The following is a 21,972-nucleotide window of genomic DNA, read 5'->3' as shown; positions in this document are numbered from 1 at the left end:
ATATTTGAATTTTACTGCGCATATTTTATGAATTATAAAAAAGTCCTTTTTTTCCTGATGATCCTCGTTACGATGCTTACGCGTGCAGAGCAGTTAATTGCTCAGGAAAGCATTTTAAGTGAAGTATCTTACCTCTATATGGAGAAGTTAGTTGCAGAGGCAAGGGCGAACTATCCACGGGTTAAAAACTTTAGCGGCCAGATAAATATAGCTAAAAGTGAACTGGCAGGAGCAAAAATTTCCTGGCTGGATCCTTTTACTTTTCAATATGTTGCACGTTCCAATGAGCCCAACGCAAATGCGTTGGTAGATCTCCAAACAGCAGACCTCTTAACCGGTTATCAATTTGGGATCTCTATTAGTCCGGGTTCATTACTTGCTAAGCCAAGTCAGATTAAAAAGGCAAAAGAACAAATTAAAATTGCTGAGGCATCTCAGGCAGAATACTTCCTGCAGCTTGAAGCGATGGTTAAATCCAGATATATTGTATTTCTTCAATATCAAAAATCACTTGCTCCGGTAAACGATACTTATAAAGATGCTCAAAGTAATTTCAACGCGATCAAGATCAAATATCAAAAAGCGGAAGCTACTTTTTTAGAATACAATAGTGCTTCAACATCATTGAGTTCTGCGTTGCAAACCAAACTTCAGGCAGAAGCCAATTATTTAAATGCTAAAGTGTCATTAGAAGAATTAACGGTAAAAAGATTAGAAGAAATAAAATAATGACAGAAGTATTCAAATTTTTAAAATTTCTCAAGCAATTCAGGCTTTTACTGATCATTGTTCCGATCATATCTGTGATCATCACTTATTTTTTGGTGCGGAACCTGAAAAGTGTATACATGTCGCAGGCACAGATCTCAACAGGGATTGTGGATGAAACAAGTCAGCAATCTGTAATTATACAAACCATCCAGGGTGACCAGGTTCGTCAGCAATTTAGCAACCTCCTTGAAATGATCAAGATGAAACGGGTATTGAACCAGGTTTCTTATCTGTTGATCATACACGATCTTACATCCGACAAGCCATTTAAAGCGAAAAGTAAACTATTGGAATCTTTAGTTCCTGAGGCTAGGAAACATGCTTTAGATGTATATCGTAAGAAATATGCGTTAAATGAAGAGCTCTCTGTTTCTAATCCGGATGAAAATGGATTGTATAAGGTTATAGAGTCTATGGGTTACCACGCGGATGAGATCAGGGGTAAACTACTTACCTTTCGTTCCGGAGACAGTGATTTTATTACCGTACAGATCGAAGCTGAGAGTCCTGATCTTTCTGCCTTTTTGGTAAATACCATTTCAACCGAATTCATTAAAAGTTATGGTGTGCTGTTAAAAGCAAATCAGGTTAAGGCCAATAATTTCTTAAGGGACCTGCTTCGTGAAAAAACCGATACTCTGGCCTTGAAAATGGCGGATTTGAGAAGTTATAAGATTAGAAATGGGGTACTTAACCTCTCTGAACAGTCTAAGCAGCTGTATACCCTGATCCTTGAATACGATACCAAGAAACAGGAGGCAATTGAAAAAACTTCTTCTTATGCGGGGGCTTTGAATGAAATTGACCGGAAATTTAACCCGCAGGAGCGCAGTTATATTGAAGCTAAGCTTTCTAAGCTGAACCAGTCTATCATCAATACCAAAGAAGAGCTTAGCTCTTTATATACGTTGTATTTAAATAATGACCTGGATGAGGGTTATAAGAAAAGTTATGATTCATTGAGTAGCCGTTTAACCGAACAGATCAACAGATCATCGGACGAATATGTTACCAATCCATTCAATACGAAACAGGAATTGATCTCGCAAAAGCTAAATCTGGAAATCCAGATGGATATTTCAAGGTACAGCATCAATTCACTGGAAAATAAAATACGTTCTTTAACCAGTCAGTTTACTTTACTGGTACCCAAAGAGGCCGAAGTTCAAACGTTAGAAATGAACGTGGATATTGCGAGTAAAGAATATTTAGACATCTTGAATAAATACAATCTTTCCAGCTTGGAAACAGGTTTTGAGAGTAAAATGAACCTCGTTCAACTGGGCGTTGGCGGATTGGCCCAGCCATCTAAAAAAGTTTTACTGGTAATTTTAAGTGCGGTGATCAGTTTTAGTTTCTGTGTACTTGCGTTATTCATTATATTTCTTTCTGATACCAGCATCGCTACTACGCGTGAATTGTATAAGGCCACAGATGGTCCCATCTTAGGTGTGGTTAGTAAGCTGGAAAATCAATCGGTTGATTTAAGGGGATTGTGGAAAAGTGAGTTGGAAGATGCTGAGCTTATTGAGTTCCGTAACCAGCTCAGGTCGCTGCGATATGAGATTGAATCGGTTATGAAAGACAAGGTGCTGCTTGTTACCAGTGTAAACTCCCAGGTTGGAAAAACGTTTGTATCGTTTAGCCTTGCTTATGCCTGGAAAATGACAAATCTTAAAGTGCTTTTAATTGACGGTAATTTTAAGAATCCGCACATTAGCAATTCTTCTACATCTACCGCTTACCTGGAAGATTTCTTGCAGGATAAGATCCATATTAACGATTACGTAGAACCCGGTACAATTGATGTATTAAAAAACAGGGGCGAAGACATTTCACTAATGGAGCTTGTTGGCTATGATAAGATCAAGTCAAAACTGGATTGGGCAAAGAGCAGATATGATTTTGTGATCATTGAAACCGGTGCGCTTAGCGAAGTGATGCAGTCTAAAGAATGGTTATCTTTTTCTTCCGATACAGTTACGGTATTTAAATCGGGTAAAACGATCAGTGAAAAGGATAATAACTATATTTCTTTGTTAAAGAACAGTGGTTCTTTCAGAGGCTGGATCTTGAACATGGTCACTAAAGCTAATAATCAGCAGGAGTTTTTTAAACTGTAATGGTTCATGGCTGCATTTGATCTCGTTTATGGCTTTCTTCATCTTATCGAATTAATTGTTGGTTTTAATCTTATATTTCCACTGTTCTTATTCATTTGCTGGAAAATAAAGTCTAAAAAAAGCAGTCATTCTATACCGTCTTCAGATCGGGATTATGCGATAATCATTACCGCTTATGAACAGACAGATCTTGTTCCTGATGTGGTGAATTCTATTTTAGCAACAAACTACAGTAATTATACGATCTATGTGGTGGCTGATCACTGCAGTCCTTCTGACAACTTGGTGTTTACAGACGAGCGGGTAAAAGTGCTTTTTCCAGAAGTGGTGCTGGCCAGCAATATCAAGTCACACTTTTATGCCATAACGAATTTTATCCGGGAGCATGAGGTATTGTTGATCATGGATAGCGATAACCTGGCTGATCCGGGACTTATGGTTGGGCTAAACATATATTTTGATCTGGGCTTTGATGCCGTTCAGGGTGTTAGGGCAGCTAAGAACTTAAATTCAACCATTGCCAATCTGGATGCCGCCCGGGATATTTATTACCATTTTTACGATGGGAAGATACTTTTTGAACTGGGTTCTTCTGCCACGTTATCTGGTTCTGGTATGGCCTTTAAAACGGATCTTTACCGGCAGGTTTTAGAAAATACGGCAGTTAAAGGAGCAGGATTTGATAAGGTACTTCAGGCACAGATCTTAAAATTGAATAAACGCATCGCATTTAGTGATGAAGCACTCGTTTACGATCAGAAAACAGCTACTTCCAAACAATTGGTTAATCAGCGGTCACGCTGGATCAATACCTGGTTTAGGTTTTTCAAGTTTGGCTTTGGACTGGTAACTAATGGAATTAAAAATTTTAGCTTAAACCAATTCCTGTTTGGGATTATCCTGCTACGACCACCCTTATTTATGTTCCTGTCGATGGCTTTTTTGCTGATCTTCTTAAATTTATTTATTAATCCTGTAGTAAGCGTCATTTTATCAATTGCGTTTCTGATCTTTATCTTAAGTTTTTTGATCGCGTTATCAAATTCTAAAACCGATAAAAGGATTTATCAGGCATTGCGTTTTATTCCGGTGTTTATTTTTTACCAGTTCGTTTCTTTGGTTAAGTCTATGATCCCGAATGAAAGAAATGTAGCTACAAAACACGATCACCAAAAGAAATAATTATGTGGTCAAGACACTCGCCAATAGATATTAAAAGAAAGCTGGTCATCATTGGCGTCGCATTGGCATTTTCAGTTATTGCGTCATTACTTACCGTTGAGATGGGGATGGTTGCTGTATTTGTCCCTTTCCTGATTACTGGCGCACTGGTTTTTACTTACGCGGTTTTTGCAAGTCCACGGGTTGGCTTTATTGCTTATCTGATCTATTGTTTTATCATTGCCGGCTTACTTAAAAATACCGGCCTGCCTTTTGGTCCGCTGATGGAGGTACTGCTTGGTTTTACATGGCTATCCTTGTTGTTTCACCGTTCTGAATATAACTGGAAAAGCTTAAAAAATGACCATTGCATTGTGGCACTGATCTGGTTTATCATCAACCTTATTGAAGTATTAAATCCTACCGGTGCCAGCGTTATGGGTTGGTTCATGGAGCTTCGTTTTACCACCATGAACTGGATACTGATCGCTCCGCTGGCTTTCCTGTTGTTTGACAGAAAGAAGGACCTCGATCTTTTTATTATACTGATCATTGGCTTATCGGTGCTTGCTTTAGTTTATGGTCTTAAACAAATGGTGATCGGTGTATCGCCGGCAGAGCAGGCCTGGTTAGATGACGGGGGTGACTTTACCCACATTGTTGATGGCCGGTTAAGGATCTTTTCTTTTTATACCGATGCCGGGCAATTTGGTGCTTCTCAGGCTGCAATGTCTGTTGTTGCGTTTATTCTTGCAATGGGGCCTTTTAAGAAATGGAAAAGATTGCTTTTGGGAATATCCGGTGCATTTTTATTTTATGGAATGTTGATCTCTGGTACCAGGGGCGCATTGTTTGCATTATTGGTTGCTGCTGTATTCTCCATTTTTCTAAGTAAGAATTTTAAGGTACTTATCATCGGTTCTATATTTGGGGCACTCTTTATCGGGGTTTTGAAATATACAACAATAGGTAGCGGCGTATACCAGATCGTACGGCTTAGAACAGCATTGGATCCTTCAGACCCCTCTTTAAATGCGAGGTTTATTAACCAGAAGAAACTGGCTAAGGTGATGTCCGGGCTTCCTTTTGGTGGTGGTGTTGGTGTGATCGGCATGAACGGGAGTAAGTACAATAAAGATAACTACCTTTCTAAAGTGCCGCCAGACAGTTACTGGGTTAAGATCTGGGTAATGTATGGTGTGGTTGGTTTGGTAATCTGGTTCTCATTGATCATGTACCTGATTGGTAAATGCAGCGGCATTGTTTGGAACATCAGGGATGATGCGTTACGGGTTAAATGTATTGCACTTACATCAGGCGGTACTGGGATCTTCTTTTGCAGTTATGGAAATGAGGTAATGAATGGATTTCCTTCATCTGTAATTTTATATATGTCCTGGTCCTTTGTGATCATGGCCCCTTATTTAGACGATCAGATTGCAAAGAGAGCGGAGAGCGCGGAGAGCGCAGCGCGCGCGGATAAGAAAAATAAAGAACTCATTAAATAACAGAATATGCCTTTTGAAATTATAGCATTTCCAGCAGCGCTTCTTTTTTTGATTGGTTTTATCAGTGGCTATTTTTCCAATAAGAAATAATTTATGTATAAGCTTTTACTGTCATTACCATCCAGGCTAACCAGGGTAACCTCCGGTGGAAAACTCATCCGGGAAATTGATGGTTTAAGGTTTGTTGCTATATTACCTGTGCTGATCCAGCATCTTTCTGAGCGTTTTGAGCGCAATACAAGTGTTGCCTTTACTGCTGCTCCAGAAACTACAACTGCTTATTTTCTGGCTAACCGTGGATTTTTAGGTGTCTATATTTTTTTCGCGATCAGTGGTTTTGTACTTGCACTTCCATTTGCTGCTCACAGACTTAAAGAAACTAAAAAAGTAAATATAGGTTCCTATTTCTGGAGGAGGCTTACCCGTTTGGAACCGCCTTATATCATTTGGATGACGGTATTCTTTCTCATCTTCATCTTTCAGAAGCATGTGGCTTTTTTAGATTATCTGCCGCATTATTTAGCGAATATTACCTATACCCATGCCATCATTTACAATGAATGGTCTCCCTTTAACCCGCCAACCTGGACCCTTGAGATTGAGGTTCAATTCTATATACTTGCACCACTATTGGCTTATTTCTTCTTTTACATTAAGGATAAAATAGTTAGAAGGATGATCAATGTAGCTTTCATTGTGATACTGGTACTGGTACAGCAATATTTTAAATTTTACCTGAACCCATATAGCTTCAGTATTCTCGGACATCTGCATTATTTCCTTGCCGGTTTTATACTGGCTGATCTTTATTTGTGTGAATGGAATGACCTTAAAAAGAATACCTGGTATGATCTTGTTGCTGTTTTAGCCTTATCAAGCCTGATTTATTCCTGGAGCTGGAGTTATGAACTCATCAGCAGGTTTGCTGTTCTGATCTCTCTATTTATCTTCTTTATTGCTGCATTTAAAGGAAATTTTGTAAACCGCTTCATCACCAATAAATGGATCATGTCTATAGGAGGGATGTGCTACACAATCTACCTGATCCACTTACCTTTCTCTGAGTTTTTTATCCGGCTGACTAAAAATATTTCTTTTACTAATAACTATACCGTAAATCTATTGCTGCAGTTAATGCTGTTTATACCTGTTGTTCTCCTGTTGAGCAGTATTTTTTTCCTGTTATTTGAAAAACCATTCATGGATAAAAACTGGCCCTCAACATTGTCCGGGAAAATCAAAGCAATCTTTAATAGGGCTGCTTAAAATTGCTTAATAAATTGACCCATGAAATTAAAAAATGAAACTATTGTAATTTTAGGTGCAGCAAAATTTGATGGCATTTATGAGTCTACCAGTTTTACGACAGCAAAGTATCTTGCTGCAGACAATGATGTCTTTTATGTTGATTATCCGTATACGCTAAAGGACTATTTTAAAGAAAAAGGAACAGCCGGTTATGAAGTTCGTAAAAAACACTTCAGTTCTTCTGATGTTTCTGTCATCGATACCGCTATTGAACGATTGAAGGTGGTTATAACGCCACCTGTACTTTCCATTAACTTTCTTCCGGAAGGTAAGCTGTACAGGTTCCTGCTCCAGTTTAATGAAGCGCGGATTGCGGCTAAAATTAGAAAGGTGCTAAAGAAGCATCAGGTTAACGATTTTATTTTTATCAACTCCTTTAATTTTCATTATCCCGAAATTGGGAGAAAGATAAAAGCCACACTCACGGTATATCAATGTGTGGATCCGCTGATCATTGACTACGATAAAAAGCATGGTGTAGTATCTGAACGTATTATGGCGAATGTGTCTGACCTTGTGGTTTGTACCAGTAAGCAGCTGTACCGTGAAAAGTTGACAATGAATGAAAATACATTCTTTGTTGCAAATGCGGCAGACCTGGAACACAGTTCTAAGGCATTGAATCCTGATCTCCCTGTAAATGCCATCCTTGCAGATATTCCTTCACCTGTTATCGGTTATTTTGGCCATATCGAGCGAAGAATGGATTTTCCATTGCTCGCACAGGTCATCCTTGATAATCCCGATAAGAGCTTTGTTTTTGTCGGCCCTGTCTCCGAAGAATTTATTCCTCCCGGTTTTACCAGTAGTTCCAATGTTTATTTCACCGGAAGATTACCTTATGAAGAAATGCCTTCGATCATTAAAGGTTTTGATGTTGCGATGATCCCGTTTAAAAAGGATGATGTAAGTTATACGATCTTTCCGCTAAAGCTTTTTGAATATTTGGGTGCAGGCAAGCCCATTGTGGCTACAAACTTTAATTTAGATCTTAAAGAATTCACAAAAGATGCGGTTCTTTATTGCGGCAATGCAGAAGATTTTACTGCAGCGGTTAACTTTTATCTGGAGAATGATAATGAAGCAGCTAAGCAGGAGCGGCTTTCCATTGCTTCAGAAAATACCTGGGAGAAACGGATATCCCAGTTGAGCACCCTGCTTTATGAATTCTATAAAAATAAGCTGGGCTAAGCCTGTTGGATCAGTTCTTTATACAGCTCGATGTGCCGGTTTACCGGATCTTGTTCGGTATACCATTTTAATATTGCTGTTCGGCAGTCCCTAGCAGATACTTCATCTTTTTGACGGTGGATGACTTCTTTAATCTTTATAGTAAGTTCTGCCGCACTGCCTGGTTTAAACAATGTTCCATTGACACCTTCAGTTGTATAATCTGACATTCCTCCTGTATCTGCAGCAATTAGAGGTGTATTGCACAATAATGCTTCTGTACCGGTAAGGCCAAATGTCTCTTCCAGTGAAGGGACAATAAAGAAATCCATGCTTGAATAAACCAGGGAATGGAGCCTTTTGTTGTATAATGGTTCAAATTGTATAACTTCTGGAATTTCGGGATCGTGATGCTGCTTTTTCTTAACATCACCAAAAGAAATCACCTTAATTTGTTGTTTCTCTGTATCTGTTAAATCCAAGATGGCCTGCATCAGAAGCCAGTAGCCTTTTCTATAGTTTTCCAGGCTGTCTGCACCGGTGCCCAGCAGGATGGATGTGTCGTCTAAGTTCAGCGCCTTTCTCGCTATTTTTTTATCAACAGGTTTAAAGTTAACGGTATCCAATATGCATGGAATCTTGATACATTTAACGGATGGCAGGTACTCCCTGATCTTATTAACGGTTAAGGTGCTGCTGCCAATAAACTGAATATTTGATTTTAGGATATATTGGTGTTTTTCCTGTTTTAGTTTTTCTTCCAGTTTGAAAAAAGATGGGTTACGCGTTACATCCTGCTCATAATGAAATCCACCTAGAATTGGGTTTAGGTCATGTGCGGTCCAGACGATTGGTTTTTTTACTGCTGATAAAAAAGAATCCAGGTCTACAAAGTCAGAGATCCAATGCAGATGGATAATATCCGCTTCCAATACCAATGGATGTTCGTGTAGTTTATAGGTAGAAAATGGAAAGGTGAAGGCTTCATACTTGCCTTCCAGATTAGCCATTAATTTGCTTTTTTTATCCATATGAAACCTGCCCAGTAATTTATCGGCAAGGCTCATCGACTTATTCAATACATATACTTCCCTGGATATATTTTCATCAATGGCATACATACACAGAATCTTTGAGTCTATGTTCTGCGCTAACAGCGCTTCATGTAAACGCTTTACAGCTATTCCAGCTCCGCCGGTAATGTATGCTGTGATGTGTAAGATCTTCATTGGATAATTAAATTAAATAACTAATCAATGACGGTGCACCATGTAAATTTATCCGTCATCACCTTTTTTGGATGCTCTTTGCCAATTCTAAAGCCCAGCCAATTTTTTGGCGCGTAGACTTTATTGTCTTTTTCAGAAAGGTAAGCTGCCCACCAGGCAAAACTACTGTTAGAGATGATGGCTATATCTGCATTCTTAATGATCTGAAAATCGGTAATCTCGTTGTTTGATGAGAATATGTAGTTTGACTGCTCTTTAAAATAATCTTTTACATATTCGATGTCATCACTTACAAAGAATACCGAATGGTCATCTATATTGCCGAGATCATTAAGTCTTTTTTTAAAATATTCCATTGGCAATGAAATATCGCGCTTTCCATAATTTAAATAATCTGTTCTTCTGATGTGTACAACTACTGTTTTTCTGGTCCTGAAAAGTTCGCCAAACTCCAGTTCAAATTGATCAGTGAACTCTTTTTTAATATTGATCTTAAAGTTGCCAATAATATTTTTAACATAGAAATCTGTTTGAAAGAATCCTTTATAAATGGTCCAGTTCCTTACATCTACTTTTTTTGGAACCTGGATGCTTTCAATATAGATCTCTTTAAAACCGATTATCTTAGGGATGATCCGTGCATAAACTGAATAGGCTTTAGATCCAAGTGTGAGGTTTTGAAAGGGTTCCAGCTCAAAGTATTTGGTTAGATACCCATGGTGCGGGTTAACGAAGAAAAATGACTGCCTGGGATTATTCGTCTTTAAATATTGAAAGAAGGCGTACTGAAATATTTGATTTCCTAACCTGCCTATAAATTTTATTCCAACCATGCTTTAGCCTTTTTTTAAGATGTATTTATTGATGAATTCCGGGTAAAATTTATAAGCGTATACAAACGAGTTTAGTGCATTTACACGGAGCTCTCTCCACAGTACGATTTGTGCGATTGTAAAACCGAAGATGTTAGCAACAAGTGTGGCATAAGCAGATCCTATAACTCCGTATTTACGGATTAAAATGTAGTTTAAGGTTAGGATCACGATTGTATTTACAATAACGATGATAAATGTGATCCGCGTTTTTCCAATGGAATCGATAATCACGCCGAACTGTCTTCCAAATGGGTTTAACACGCAATATAACAAGGTGATGTTAAGGATAGGGACTGAATCTGCGTATTTATTTCCAGCCAGAATATCAATGATGTACCCGTCAAATATATAAATGAAAATGATCACAGGAATAACCATAGCCAGGATGGTCCCGACAGACTTTTCATACAGGTATTTAATGGCTTCTTTTCCTCCTGTTTCTATTCGCTTTGCACTTTGTGGAAACACAATGGTGGCTACTGCATTGGTTGGTATATCTATTAGATTCACTACACGTATGGCGATATTAAATGTACCTGAAGCGGCTGGTGAAATTAATCCGGCAAGCATCCACTGGTCAATGGTTCCGGATAGGATCGAACTCACCGAAGTGGCAAATGCATATTTACCATAATGAAGTATTTTTTTAATCCAATGCTTGCTGAAACTATAGGAAAGCTGGATGAATTTTTTTACGTAGAACCAGGAGATCATCATGCTGACGATTACGGCAACAATCTGAACATATACCAGGCTCATTAAAGTTGTATTTAACTTGAAAAAGTATACAATACAAATGAAGATACACAGGATGGCCTGACGCACCAACCCGCTTACAAATATGCCTGTATATTTAAAATTTGCCTGTTCTATGCAATTAAACTGAGACAAGATCCCCGAGAAGAAAAATACAATGTTGTATACATAGAACATGGGCTCCATTTCCGGTGCCTTTAACAACCTGGATAGGGAGCCAGCAAAAATAAAGTTTAATAAAATACAGACTATTGTAATGGCGCCACTAATGGTAAGGGTAGCGGAAAAGATATCTGAATGCTCTTTCTTATCTGAACCAGCCATGAATTTAATAAGTGCACTTTGGATCAGACCGCTTCTTATCACTTCCAGGATCATGATCGTTTGCAGGTAAATGCCCCAAACACCATAATCATTTTTGCTCAACAGCCTGACCAGCACCACAAAGGTAACCAGGTTGATCAATGTCCCGGAGAAGTTTTGAGCGATATTTATAATACCAGATTTGATCCAGTAGTGATCATTTTGTGATTTCATTAATAGTTTTCTTCTAAAAATTCAGTGACTTCTTCTTCAGTTTTTGCATGGAACATTTTAGCTCCCGAGAGTTTAGTATATAGTTTATGGAAGCAGTCGAAATGATGTTCTCCGCCTTTTTTAGACAGGATGATGTTTACTCCTCCAAAATAACTGGCCAAAGCCCCGGTGCCTCCGTGTGTAGATACAAAATGATCGGCATTGGCATATACCATCATTTGCAGATGATTAAAATTATTGGCTTTTCCCTTATTCTCTTTGAACAGGTTCTCCATCAATATGATATCCGGATAATTTTCTTCAATCCATTCGTATTCGTTTAGATCGTAGATGTCACTGTTGTCATTTGTAATGTTTTCCGGTCTTGGCCTGTTGTAAATGATCTGGTACTTATCCTTGTATTTATTAAACAGAATCTCCAGATAGGCCACACTGAGGAAACTTACCGGTGGGCCGTCCCATTCCATATTATAGCGGTTGGCCACAATTAAGATCGGTTTGCTGTATACATAAATGTCGTTTTTGTACATCGCTTTTAAGGGAACCGGAGTCCACTTGCTCATGTTGTAATCCTGACTATACAGAATTCTGGGTGTTTCAAAATTATAATTTCCTTCCGTGGTTCTCGTGTCAAAGCTTTCGGTATGTGAGGGAGAAAAGAAATATAATTCATTGGTGTATTTTGCACCTTCTGTTGTTAGAAGAGTGCCGTTGTTAAAATGCCAGTAGGCAAATGGAAGCGCAAAGGCGATGTCTGGCGTAAATTCTCCGCTGAAACAGATCTTTTTGTATGGTTTTTTAACGATATAATCTTTGAAAATATATTTCAATTGGGTGAGCTGGCAAATGTAAGTATCTCTATAAAAGTAGCGGTATCCCTTAGGAACATTTGGATACCTGATGATTACGAACAAACCAAGGACTTTTAGTAGTATTTTTTTAAACATAAAGGTATTATCTATTAAAGAGAGCAATTAAAGAGTTAAATATAGACTTTTAATTGAAAAAAGTTTGCGGAAGGTTATGAACTAATCTAACTATTCATAACTTTACTAAATCCTCAAATTCATTATTCGATATCAAAGCCTTAAACAATACCTAATTATTGATGAGACCTATAAAAATTCCTGCTCAAATATTAAAATACACCACACAAAAAAATACGTCGCAGGAAATGTGCAATTTGGCTTCTCAAGGCTATTCGGCACTCTATAAAGATTCGCCAGAAGTGAGTATTGTAATTCCTGCATACAATGAAGAAGAGAATATTGTAGCTACACTTACCTCACTATGTACCAATAAAACCAACAGAAGTGTAGAAATTATTGTGGTGGATAACAATTCAAAGGACAAAACCCAGCAACTTGCGGTTGCTTGTGGTGTAAAATGTGTGTTTCAACCGGTACAGGGAATTACGGTTTCCAGGAACATGGGGTTGTCTGAAGCCAGGGGGAAATATATTCTGAATGCCGATGCAGATAGCATCTATCCGGAAGATTGGATTGAACTGATGGTAAAACCTTTGGATAATGATCAGGTGGCACTTACCTATGGTCAGTTCGCATTGGTGCCTACTGCCGGAACAGGCAGGCTAACCTACTTCTTTTACGAATATATTGCTGAGTTCTCCCGCTGGATCAATAAAAAGATAAAAGATGAAGCTGTAAATGTTTATGGCTTTAACTCTGGCTTTAGAAGGGAACAGGGACTACAGGTAGATGGCTTTAACCATCCGCCGGGTACGAATGAGGATGGATGGCTCGCGCTTAAGCTTAGAAATAAAGGCTTTGGAAAGCTTCATCTTGTCAATGACATCAAGGCCCTCGTGTGGACTACCGACCGCAGGATCCAATTGGACGGTGGCCTGGTTAAAGGAACCGTTAAAAGAGTGTTAAGAACCTTATCGAAAAAATAAACACGGATTAAAAAATGCTGTTCAACTCCATCAACTTCATCCTGTTTTTTTCAACAGTTTTAGTTTTATATTACTTTTTGCCAAGAAAGTACACCTGGATCATGCTGCTCATTGCCAGCTTATTCTTTTATATGTGCTGGCGCTGGCAATATATCTTCTTGCTTTTCTTTCCTGCTACCATTGATTTTTTTGTTGCCAGAAATATTGAAGATTCATCCGATCAGAAAAAACGAAAAGCCTTGCTGATGCTCAGCATTGTAACCAATCTGGGTTTGCTTTTTTATTTTAAATACTTCAATTTCTTTATAGGAAGCGTAAATACGGCATCATCACTGATGAATATTCCGTTCTTTTTAAATGCGGCAAAGATCTTGCTTCCTGTTGGAATCTCTTTTTATACGTTTCAAAGTATCAGCTATACGGTAGAAGTATACCGGAAGAACATCAAAGCAGAGCGGAACTTTGGACGGTTTGCACTGTTCGTTTCCTTTTTCCCGCAGTTGGTGGCCGGTCCGATCAACAGGCCGCAAATCCTGCTGCCGCAATTAAATAATCTGCAGCCTTTAGATCCTGCTAATATGGTAAAGGGCGGGAGATTGATTTTATGGGGATTATTTAAGAAGATCGTTGTGGCAGACCGGTTGGCTTTCTTTGTAAACATTGTGTATAATAGTCCGGAGTCTTACCACGGTACCGCAGTATTGCTGGCTACCATATTTTTTGCATTTCAAATTTATTGTGATTTCTCCGGATATTCTGATATTGCAATCGGGGTTGCCAAAACAATGGGGGTAGACTTGGTAAAGAATTTTAATAAACCTTATTTTTCTCATTCGATCAAGGAGTTTTGGGACAAATGGCACATCTCATTATCAACCTGGTTCCGGGATTACTTATACATTCCTTTAGGTGGTAACCGGGTTCCAATGGCACGCTGGATCTTCAATTTATTCATCACGTTTCTGGTTTCCGGGATTTGGCATGGTGCCAGCTTGAACTTTATCATTTGGGGTGCCATTCATGGGGTCTTAATTTCTATTGAATCCTTAAATGCTAAGTTGAAGTTTATGCCTTTTAAACTTCCCGGATTTTTAAGTTTAATATGGACCTTCTCAATTGTTAGTTTTGCATGGATCTTTTTCAGGGCCAATACAGTAAGCGATTCTTTTACGATTATCAGAAACTTATTTGATTTTAGCCATTCCTTTACCGCTGAAATTAAGCAAATGACTGGTGCAGACATTTATAATTTTGCAATTGGCATCCCATTGATCCTTTTACTGGTGATCTTTGAAAAGGGTTGGGAGTTTGAATTCGTACAAAAGAACTTTTATACGTACCGTCCTGTTCGCTTTGCTTGCTATATTTCTCTTATCTTGTTGATCGCATTGTTTGGGGTACTCGTTTCTCAAAGCAGCTTTATTTACTTTCAGTTTTAACTATGAAAAGACTATTTCAGCACCTATTTATTCTTTTTCTGGTTTCTTTATTTCTGTTTTGGCTGCTTGATCTTGGGTTTACCTATGTATTTCAAAAAGGAAATTATACGAAGATCCAATGGCTGGATAAGGTGAAAGATCAGAAGTTTGATTATGCCATACATGGTAGTTCCAGAGCCTTTACAACGATTGATATTCCCCAGATTGGCGATAGTACGGGAAAAAAGGGGATAAATATTTCGGTAGACGGCAGTTCAATTCCCGATCAGTATCTGATGCTTAAACTTTTCCTGCTCAAAAATAATACAGTGAAAAAGCTCTATCTGCAAGTAGATCCATTTTCTTCTGATATGGAAGAGGTGTTTGAATTTGCAGTACCTAAGTTTTTCCCTTATATTAAAGATGACGTGGTTTTTGATCACTTTAAACAATTTGGTAAGGAATGGTATGCATACCGCTATATTCCTTTTTATCGGTATGCAAAATACAATACGCTTTGGGGAATTCATGAGGTGATCAATGATAAGTTTAGTGTGCTTCCGCAAGATTTTGATCAATTTGGTGATTTCTTTTACCCCAATGTGAATTATAAGGCCCCAGAAAAACTACGTCATATGACTTTTGATCTGAAGGGTAAATACAAATTTTTAAATCTCATCATTGATCTGTGTAAACAGTACAACATCAAACTGATCTTATTTACAGCACCAGTAGCAGATATTATCATTGATAACGATTACAAAAATAATGCAGTGGCGTTTGGCAATTTGATGAAATCTAAAGGTGTTGCTTATTATAATTATGGGGACTTATACGGAAATGATCCAAAAATGTTCTTCAACGAGATTCACCTTTCTAAAAGTGGGGCAACCGATTTTACAAAACAGATCATGGAGATCTTCCGTTAATTATTATATTCGTTCATTCAAGTTTAAGATTGATATTTATTTATGGGCAGCAGGGATTTTAGCAATGTTTCTTTATTAATTACACACTACAACAGATCGGGATCATTAAGAAGATTGCTGACCAAAATGCAGTCTCTTGAATGTAAATTTGGAGAAATCATAGTTTCTGATGATGCTAGCCGGCCGGAGCATCTCGATAAACTGGAAGCCTTTAAGGATGAGTTTAACTTTAAACTTGTTACTACTCCGGTTAATAAAGGATTGGGCAATAACATCAATAAAGGTCAGGATGCGGTTACCAAACCGTTTACCTTATATGTTCAGGAAGACTTTGTTCCAAAAGATGTATTCCCGGAACATTTTTCTGATGCACTGCAACTTTTAGATACACATACTGAAATGGATATTGCCCGCTTCTATGCTTATTATCCGTATGCATACAGAAAGCCTTTTGAGAAGGGTTTTGAGCTTATGGATTTTAAACTGTGGTACCCTGGTTACATGAAGTTTTATTGCTATAGTGACCATCCTCATCTTAGAAGAAGTGATTTTCTGGACAAGTTCGGAAGGTATAAAGAAGGGGTAAATGTAGATATTGCAGAATATAATATGAGTCTTTCTTTTCTAAAGAATGGTGGAAAGGGTTTTATTTTTAATAAAATTGATGGGTTATTTGATCAAATGAATAATGCTGACGAGCCAAGTACTGCCAGTTACAGAAAAGACTGGAAAAACAGTACAAACTTGTTTACCCGTTTACTTCGCAAGATCTATCTGCAATATAAAATGGTTAAGTTCCATAAGGACTTTAATGCGTATCCATCCTTAAAAAAGGATTAATCAAATATCGAATTCAACCATCTTTCAATGGAGTAATCCTGGGCTGGGAATGTTTGATGGGATAAGAATTCAGAATCGATATGGATGTTGGCAGGATCAAAAGTTGCCACTTGTTCCGGATTGTAACCTGGTTCTTTCTTAATATATTCATTAGATGTTAATACCTTTTTACCAGCTCCCAGCGCATCCAGCGTTCTCATTGTAATTCCTGTTTGTGCGGGATTTGTATAGTCTACAATGATGTTTGATTTATTAAACAATGAAAAATACTCCTGCTTATTCAGCTGGCGTAATGCCAATAGTTTTAAATCCAGCTTGTTACCTGATAAACGTTCCCTGAGGTAATATTTAAGACTGATTGCGAGATGGATCTTCAGCTTGATATTCCGCTCTTTTGCATAGGCATTAAATCTCTTTACAAACTCATATCTGGTATACGAATAGCCACCAAAAAAGAACAGGTCATATATCGGTTTCTGAGTAGCTGCTGTTTTAAACTCATCGGTATGAAAAGTTGGTACATATTCCAGTCCGAGGTCAGCAGCATCTTTATAATCAAAGGTTTTGGTCACATCAAAATCAGGGATTAAGTATCTGTAGTCGCATTCCCAGTTGTATATCGAATCCCACTGGTACATGATTGTTTTAAGACCAGGTGATTGTCTTTTCAGTTCTTCAATAAACCAGGATTCCATCTTATATCCGCGGATCACAAACAGGTAATCAAAAGGCTTACCATGCACATCCTTTATGATGTTCTTATAATGGGTATCTTCAAGTACCGCTGCATATTTAGGAAATATGTTTTTAGCGATGCCATATTTTAAAGAAACGTTGCGTTCGTAATAAAAGGTTACTTCAGCCCCATACTTTTTCATCTTAGAAATGATCTCCTCATTAAAGTAGTAGAATTTAGCACCTATAAAAAGTACCTTTTTTCCATGAAGCTTATCTTTTAGTGCAGTGGTATAGTCTGTCATTGTAACCGGGTATCGTGATTTCTAATAGCTCGTTAAGGTAAGAATTAAAATTAGTTTTGATACAATTTAAAGCCCCAATTTGATGCTATAAAATATACAATAGGGCCTTGCAGAGTCATTTTATTTAATATCTTTGGTTTAAAGCCTGTATTGTAAATACGCATAAAATTACTATTCATGAATACCAAAGAAAACCGGTTTGAAAACGTCTCTTTATTGATTACGCATTTCAATAGGAGCAGTTCTTTAGAACGGCTGCTGCGTACTTTTAAGGACCAGGAAATATATTTCAATCAAATTATCGTATCAGATGATGCAAGTAGCGAACTGCACTTAAACCGGCTTAAGGAACTTGAAGAACAATTTGATTTTATGCTGGTTACCACCCCTGTAAATGGTGGCCTTGGAAATAATCTCAATAAAGGCCAAATGGCTGTAAAAACACCATACACCTTGTATGTTCAGGAGGATTTTATTCCTACATCCATCTTTCTGCCTCATTTTATGGATGCTTTACAACTCATGAATGAAGAACCGGAGATCGATATTGCCCGCTTTTATGCCTATTTCAGACATCCTTACCTGCAGTCCTATAAGAAAGGTTTTTCTAAGATGCTGTATAAGCCCTGGTTTATGGATAAGAATAAAATATACAATTACAGTGATCATCCCCATTTAAGAAGAAGTACCTTTTTTGACCGCTTTGGGAAATATACAGAAGGTATTAAATCGGATAAAACGGAATATGAAATGTGCGTTTCCTTTATACAGAATCATGGTAAAGCCCTGTTTTATGATGATTTTAACAGTTTGTTTATCCAGGAAAATTCTGCAGCAGAACCTAGTACCGTGCAACGAAGTAACTGGAAACAAAGCGGCAATCCTTTAGTAGCAGGAGTAAGGGCTGTATACCGCTTCTTTAAGTATAATTATGACCTTCATATCGATACAAAGTTTAAAAGATAAGATCTCTAAGAAATACGTGATGAGGTAATGCTAACGACTGTTAGCACCCGCTCTATAATGGGGCGATTTCCAGTTCAATTATAACCTTTAATAGAGATTAATGGATTGTAGCTGGAATGATCTGATTGTCTGATGCTTTTGCTGGTTTTGCAAGTAAGTGGTCAAATTTAGACTTCATTTTTAGAAATGGGTTTTCAATCAGCACGAATGACAGCCAGGATATTCCGATCAACAGACAAATGTTTTCCAATTGGAAGATCTTGCCTTCATAGCTTCCAAAATAACCGGGGATATTAATCCCCAGGTATCCGATTAAAAACCGGTTGTGGAATACCGGGATCATGTTGTGATACAGATACAATCCATAGCTGATCTTTCCAAGAAAGATTAAGACCTTATTGTTCAGGATAAATTTAAATCGCAACTGATCTGAGGATTCATACCGGTATATGTATAGAATTATCCACAGGGAGATAATCGATATCAATGTTCTCAATGGAATAAATGTCCATTGCTTTTGATATACGCCGAAACAGAAAACGGCGACGGCAACCATGCAGGCCACACTGAGTACCATATAAAGCTTGCTGATTGATCTATATCTGATTTGCCAGGCAAGCAATGCGCCAAGTCCAAATCCATCAAAGCAGGTTATGGTTAAGATCCTGTTCATGGGTACATCCTGCAAGAGGTACTGGCTTCCAATCCCAACGGCAATAAAGATAAAGATCATTGGTCTAAGGTATTTACTGTTGATATACAGCATGAGAAACGGCCAGAACAGGTAGAATTGTTCTTCTACGGCAAGTGACCATAGATGAGACAAAAGACCGTCCCAGGCTGAAATATTAAAGAAATAGAAATTAGATGTGTAAGTTAAAAAATAGCCGATAGAAGAACGGATATCTGTACCTGTATTTTCTCCGATCAGGTAGAGGATCGTAATGGTAAGATAATAAATTGGAAAGATCCGTAGTGTTCTGCGCCAGTAAAAAACTTTTAGCACTTTGACTTTTGATAACTGTTCCTGTTCTGCCAGTTCCTTATTTTGAAGTAATATGGAGGTGATCAGAAATCCGCTTAGAACAAAAAATATATCAACACCCATTTGCCCTAAGGGCAATGTATTTAAAATATGGGTTGCCGCAAGCCAATGAGATGCGATCACGAGGATCACAGCAATTGCCCTTAGGCTGTTTAATTGTTTAATGTATTTCATAGCAAATAATGATCAGTATTTCCCGCTTCTGTATATTATTTAATTGATTTCTTGTTTGTAATGTGTCCGATAGGCTACCGGGTCTTTCAAATGAATATTATCCACAAAGTTACTGTCGTTAAGATAGGTGATTGATTTGAAATAGTCTCCAAATTCATTTTGAAGGCCATATTCTGTGATCTCTTGCTGATTCATTGCTGCTATTTTCCGTTTGAAAATATGGCTCATTGGTGTAGAAAGTATGATAAACTTAAAATGTTTAAGGCTGGCCAGCTGCTGGATCTTTTGTAAATATTCAACAGATATCGGTGACAGGAATGTGAACTTGTTTTTGTCTTTCGACACAAAATCGGGTGCCCAGTTTGTGGTTAAAAAAGTTGGGTAACTGCAGAACTGGGCATAAGGTATTTTTTCAGCTTGCTGTATTGCTGTTTTAGTAAATAAAGGAATGTATTCCTGATTGTAAAATGGTTTTAAGAAATAATGATAAGTGAATTGCTCATCCAAATTCTTTCCGAAGCTTAAAGGTCTGAAAAGCAGGTATACCGTGTCAATTTTATTGCCTGCATTCAGATAATTATTTAAAAGAAAGAATTGCCCTGCCATGGTAACTGCCGCATTGGTAGCTAATGAGGTTGTGTTTCCATGATCGGTTTCGTTACTAAATAATTGCTCTGCAACACTATCACCTAACAATAGTTTTTTACACTTATTCTTAGACTTACTTTTATGGATGGCGTGATAAATTTCTTTTCCTGCCACGGTTTCCATATACCTGTCATTATAAAACAAGTATAAAGGCTTAATGTGATAAATGATCGCGGATAATAAGATGAAAAAGGACAATTTAATATATAGATCTTTCACAGGCTAGAATTCAAAATAAATAAACTGTTGTTCTTTACCGGCATAGAAAATGATGAATTGAACCAGAACCAGGTAGAATACCCACCTTAATGGTCTTGGCCATCCTGCGCCAGCACGTGCAATGGCAAACTGCTGCTCCCTGCCAAACCATTCCATCAGCATGAATACTCCTGTTAAGATCAATACTGTTTTAGGCAGGATGTCTGGTACTGTAAATAGCGACCTGGAAAAAATTCCTTTGATATACTGATAGGCATGGCTGATGTTCTCTGCCCTGAAAATAATCCATGCAAACACCGTTAATCCAAATGTAAGGAGCATCGCTGTCAGCTCTCTGAAAGAGGGTAAGTATTTACCCTGGGCAACCGTATCAAGATTGCTTCTGTTCGTGCTGAACAGGATGGATGGCATGATGTAAAGGGCGTTTAAAAACCCCCAGCACAAAAAGGTCCAGTTGGCTCCGTGCCAAAAACCGCTTACGATAAATATGATGAATGTATTTCTAACCTTCATTGGTATCCCACCTCTGCTTCCACCCAATGGGATGTATAGATAGTCTCTAAACCAGGTAGATAAGGAAATGTGCCAGCGACGCCAAAATTCTGCGATATCTCTTGAGAAGTAGGGAAAGGAAAAGTTCTTTAACAATTCGATCCCAAAAAGCCTGGCCGTACCCAATGCAATATCTGAATACCCTGAAAAATCACAGTAAATCTGAAAAGTGAAAAGGAGTGCACCCAAAACTAAGGTGCTTCCTGAATGGTGGCCGCTGTCATTGAAGATATAATTGGCATACTCACTGCAATTATCAGCGATCACTATTTTTTTAAATAGTCCCCAGAGGATCTGCCGGAGTCCGTCAATCGTTTTAGCATAGTTAAATGTTCTTTGCCTTTTAATTTGAGGCAACAGGTGGGTGGCCCGTTCTATAGGCCCGGCAACCAGGAGCGGGAAAAAGCTAACAAAGAGAGAATAGGTGACAAAGTTTCTTTCCGGCTCTATCCTGTTCTTATAAATGTCGATAACATAGGATAATCCATGAAACGTGTAAAAGGAAATGCCAACCGGCAGAATGAATTTAAGTGTTTCCAGGTTGATCTGGAAACCCAGCATGGAGATCGCTTCAGAAAATGAGCTTACAAAGAAATTGAAATATTTGAACGCGCCTAAAAAGCCAAGGTTAATTACAATACTGATCCAGAACCATATTTTTTTTGATGTTTGGCTCTTTGCTTCACTCATTTTAATACCCGTAAAATAATCAAGAAGGGTAGAAAAGATAAGAAGGAATAAAAACCTGTAATCCCAGCAGGCATAAAAAAAGTAACTTGAAATCAACAGAAGGATGTTCTGTAGCTTCAAGTTACTTTTCGTAAAATGCCAGTAAAGAATTAATACTG

19 protein-coding genes are annotated in these 21,972 nt (G+C 38.0%); 11 read left to right on the top strand and 8 right to left on the bottom strand.

Going from position 1 to position 21,972, the window contains the following annotated elements:
* Window positions 1-27 precede the first annotated feature (27 nt).
* The 6 genes from ATK78_RS05545 (at window position 28) to ATK78_RS05520 (ending at window position 8,062) form a co-directional block, all read left to right on the top strand.
* Window positions 28-729 (top strand): TolC family protein, encoded by a 702-nt coding sequence (locus ATK78_RS05545; protein ID WP_133575039.1) that lies wholly within the window; start codon window positions 28-30, stop codon window positions 727-729.
* Window positions 729-2,894 (top strand): lipopolysaccharide biosynthesis protein, encoded by a 2,166-nt coding sequence (locus ATK78_RS05540; protein WP_133575038.1) that lies wholly within the window; start codon window positions 729-731, stop codon window positions 2,892-2,894. The genes ATK78_RS05545 and ATK78_RS05540 overlap by 1 nt, the downstream gene beginning before the upstream one ends.
* A gap of 6 nt (window positions 2,895-2,900) precedes the next feature.
* The gene (locus ATK78_RS05535; RefSeq protein WP_133575037.1) at window positions 2,901-4,076 is read left to right on the top strand and encodes a glycosyltransferase; all 1,176 of its coding nucleotides are present in this window, start codon (window positions 2,901-2,903) and stop codon (window positions 4,074-4,076) included.
* A 2-nt stretch (window positions 4,077-4,078) separates the two neighbouring features.
* Complete coding sequence (locus ATK78_RS05530) at window positions 4,079-5,563, top strand: O-antigen ligase family protein (protein WP_133575036.1); 1,485 nt, start codon at window positions 4,079-4,081, stop codon at window positions 5,561-5,563.
* 93 nt (window positions 5,564-5,656) lie between these two features.
* Window positions 5,657-6,829, top strand: coding sequence for an acyltransferase family protein (locus ATK78_RS05525; RefSeq protein WP_133575035.1), 1,173 nt, complete (start codon window positions 5,657-5,659; stop codon window positions 6,827-6,829).
* Between the two features lie 21 nt (window positions 6,830-6,850).
* On the top strand, window positions 6,851-8,062 hold the full coding sequence (locus ATK78_RS05520; protein WP_133575034.1) for a glycosyltransferase family protein: 1,212 nt from the start codon (window positions 6,851-6,853) through the stop codon (window positions 8,060-8,062).
* On the opposite strand, the gene ATK78_RS05515 is transcribed toward ATK78_RS05520, so the two are convergent.
* Genes ATK78_RS05515 through ATK78_RS05500 form a run of 4 tightly spaced genes read right to left on the bottom strand, consistent with a single transcriptional unit; the run spans window position 8,059 to window position 12,385 of the window.
* Window positions 8,059-9,270 (bottom strand): glycosyltransferase, encoded by a 1,212-nt coding sequence (locus ATK78_RS05515; RefSeq protein ID WP_133575033.1) that lies wholly within the window; start codon window positions 9,268-9,270, stop codon window positions 8,059-8,061. The genes ATK78_RS05520 and ATK78_RS05515 overlap by 4 nt on opposite strands.
* A 20-nt stretch (window positions 9,271-9,290) precedes the next feature.
* Window positions 9,291-10,103 carry an alpha-1,2-fucosyltransferase gene (locus tag ATK78_RS05510; RefSeq protein WP_133575032.1) on the bottom strand — a complete coding sequence of 271 codons (813 nt, stop codon included), beginning with the start codon at window positions 10,101-10,103 and terminating at the stop codon, window positions 9,291-9,293.
* 3 nt (window positions 10,104-10,106) lie between these two features.
* The gene (locus ATK78_RS05505; RefSeq protein ID WP_133575031.1) at window positions 10,107-11,438 is read right to left on the bottom strand and encodes a flippase; all 1,332 of its coding nucleotides are present in this window, start codon (window positions 11,436-11,438) and stop codon (window positions 10,107-10,109) included.
* Window positions 11,438-12,385: a hypothetical protein gene (locus tag ATK78_RS05500; protein WP_208112300.1), complete on the bottom strand. Its 948-nt coding sequence runs from the start codon at window positions 12,383-12,385 to the stop codon at window positions 11,438-11,440. The genes ATK78_RS05505 and ATK78_RS05500 overlap by 1 nt, the downstream gene beginning before the upstream one ends.
* A 161-nt stretch (window positions 12,386-12,546) precedes the next feature.
* On the opposite strand from ATK78_RS05500, the gene ATK78_RS05495 reads away from it, so the two are divergent.
* The 4 genes from ATK78_RS05495 to ATK78_RS05480 all read left to right on the top strand — a co-directional run bounded on the left by ATK78_RS05495 (window position 12,547) and on the right by ATK78_RS05480 (window position 16,540).
* Complete coding sequence (locus ATK78_RS05495; RefSeq protein ID WP_133575030.1) at window positions 12,547-13,353, top strand: glycosyltransferase; 807 nt, start codon at window positions 12,547-12,549, stop codon at window positions 13,351-13,353.
* Between the two features lie 77 nt (window positions 13,354-13,430).
* On the top strand, window positions 13,431-14,792 hold the full coding sequence (locus ATK78_RS05490; protein ID WP_208112299.1) for an MBOAT family O-acyltransferase: 1,362 nt from the start codon (window positions 13,431-13,433) through the stop codon (window positions 14,790-14,792).
* Between the two features lie 2 nt (window positions 14,793-14,794).
* Window positions 14,795-15,700 (top strand): hypothetical protein, encoded by a 906-nt coding sequence (locus ATK78_RS05485; RefSeq protein WP_133575028.1) that lies wholly within the window; start codon window positions 14,795-14,797, stop codon window positions 15,698-15,700.
* 42 nt (window positions 15,701-15,742) lie between these two features.
* A complete protein-coding gene (locus tag ATK78_RS05480) occupies window positions 15,743-16,540 on the top strand; it encodes a glycosyltransferase family 2 protein (RefSeq protein WP_133575027.1) in 798 nt (265 codons plus the stop codon).
* On the opposite strand, the gene ATK78_RS05475 is transcribed toward ATK78_RS05480, so the two are convergent.
* Window positions 16,537-17,520, bottom strand: a complete 984-nt coding sequence (locus tag ATK78_RS05475) for a CgeB family protein (protein WP_133575026.1) — start codon at window positions 17,518-17,520, stop codon at window positions 16,537-16,539. The two genes, ATK78_RS05480 and ATK78_RS05475, sit on opposite strands and share 4 nt — an antisense overlap.
* A gap of 177 nt (window positions 17,521-17,697) precedes the next feature.
* On the opposite strand from ATK78_RS05475, the gene ATK78_RS05470 reads away from it, so the two are divergent.
* Window positions 17,698-18,486, top strand: coding sequence for a glycosyltransferase (locus ATK78_RS05470; protein WP_133575025.1), 789 nt, complete (start codon window positions 17,698-17,700; stop codon window positions 18,484-18,486).
* Between the two features lie 97 nt (window positions 18,487-18,583).
* Here ATK78_RS05470 and ATK78_RS05465 read toward each other — a convergent pair whose 3' ends face one another.
* The 3 genes from ATK78_RS05465 to ATK78_RS05455 are packed head-to-tail and all read right to left on the bottom strand — an operon-like array spanning window position 18,584 to window position 21,814.
* Window positions 18,584-19,705, bottom strand: a complete 1,122-nt coding sequence (locus tag ATK78_RS05465; RefSeq protein ID WP_133575024.1) for an acyltransferase family protein — start codon at window positions 19,703-19,705, stop codon at window positions 18,584-18,586.
* Between the two features lie 39 nt (window positions 19,706-19,744).
* On the bottom strand, window positions 19,745-20,572 hold the full coding sequence (locus ATK78_RS05460; protein WP_133575023.1) for a hypothetical protein: 828 nt from the start codon (window positions 20,570-20,572) through the stop codon (window positions 19,745-19,747).
* A 3-nt stretch (window positions 20,573-20,575) separates the two neighbouring features.
* Window positions 20,576-21,814, bottom strand: coding sequence for an MBOAT family O-acyltransferase (locus tag ATK78_RS05455; RefSeq protein WP_243732447.1), 1,239 nt, complete (start codon window positions 21,812-21,814; stop codon window positions 20,576-20,578).
* Between the last annotated feature and the right edge of the window lie 158 nt (window positions 21,815-21,972).

The organism is Pedobacter metabolipauper (assembly GCF_004362715.1).
GTDB lineage: Bacteria > Bacteroidota > Bacteroidia > Sphingobacteriales > Sphingobacteriaceae > Pedobacter > Pedobacter metabolipauper.
The sequence above is the reverse complement of the archived record's forward strand: the minus strand, read 5'-3'. Positions and strand labels throughout refer to the sequence as shown.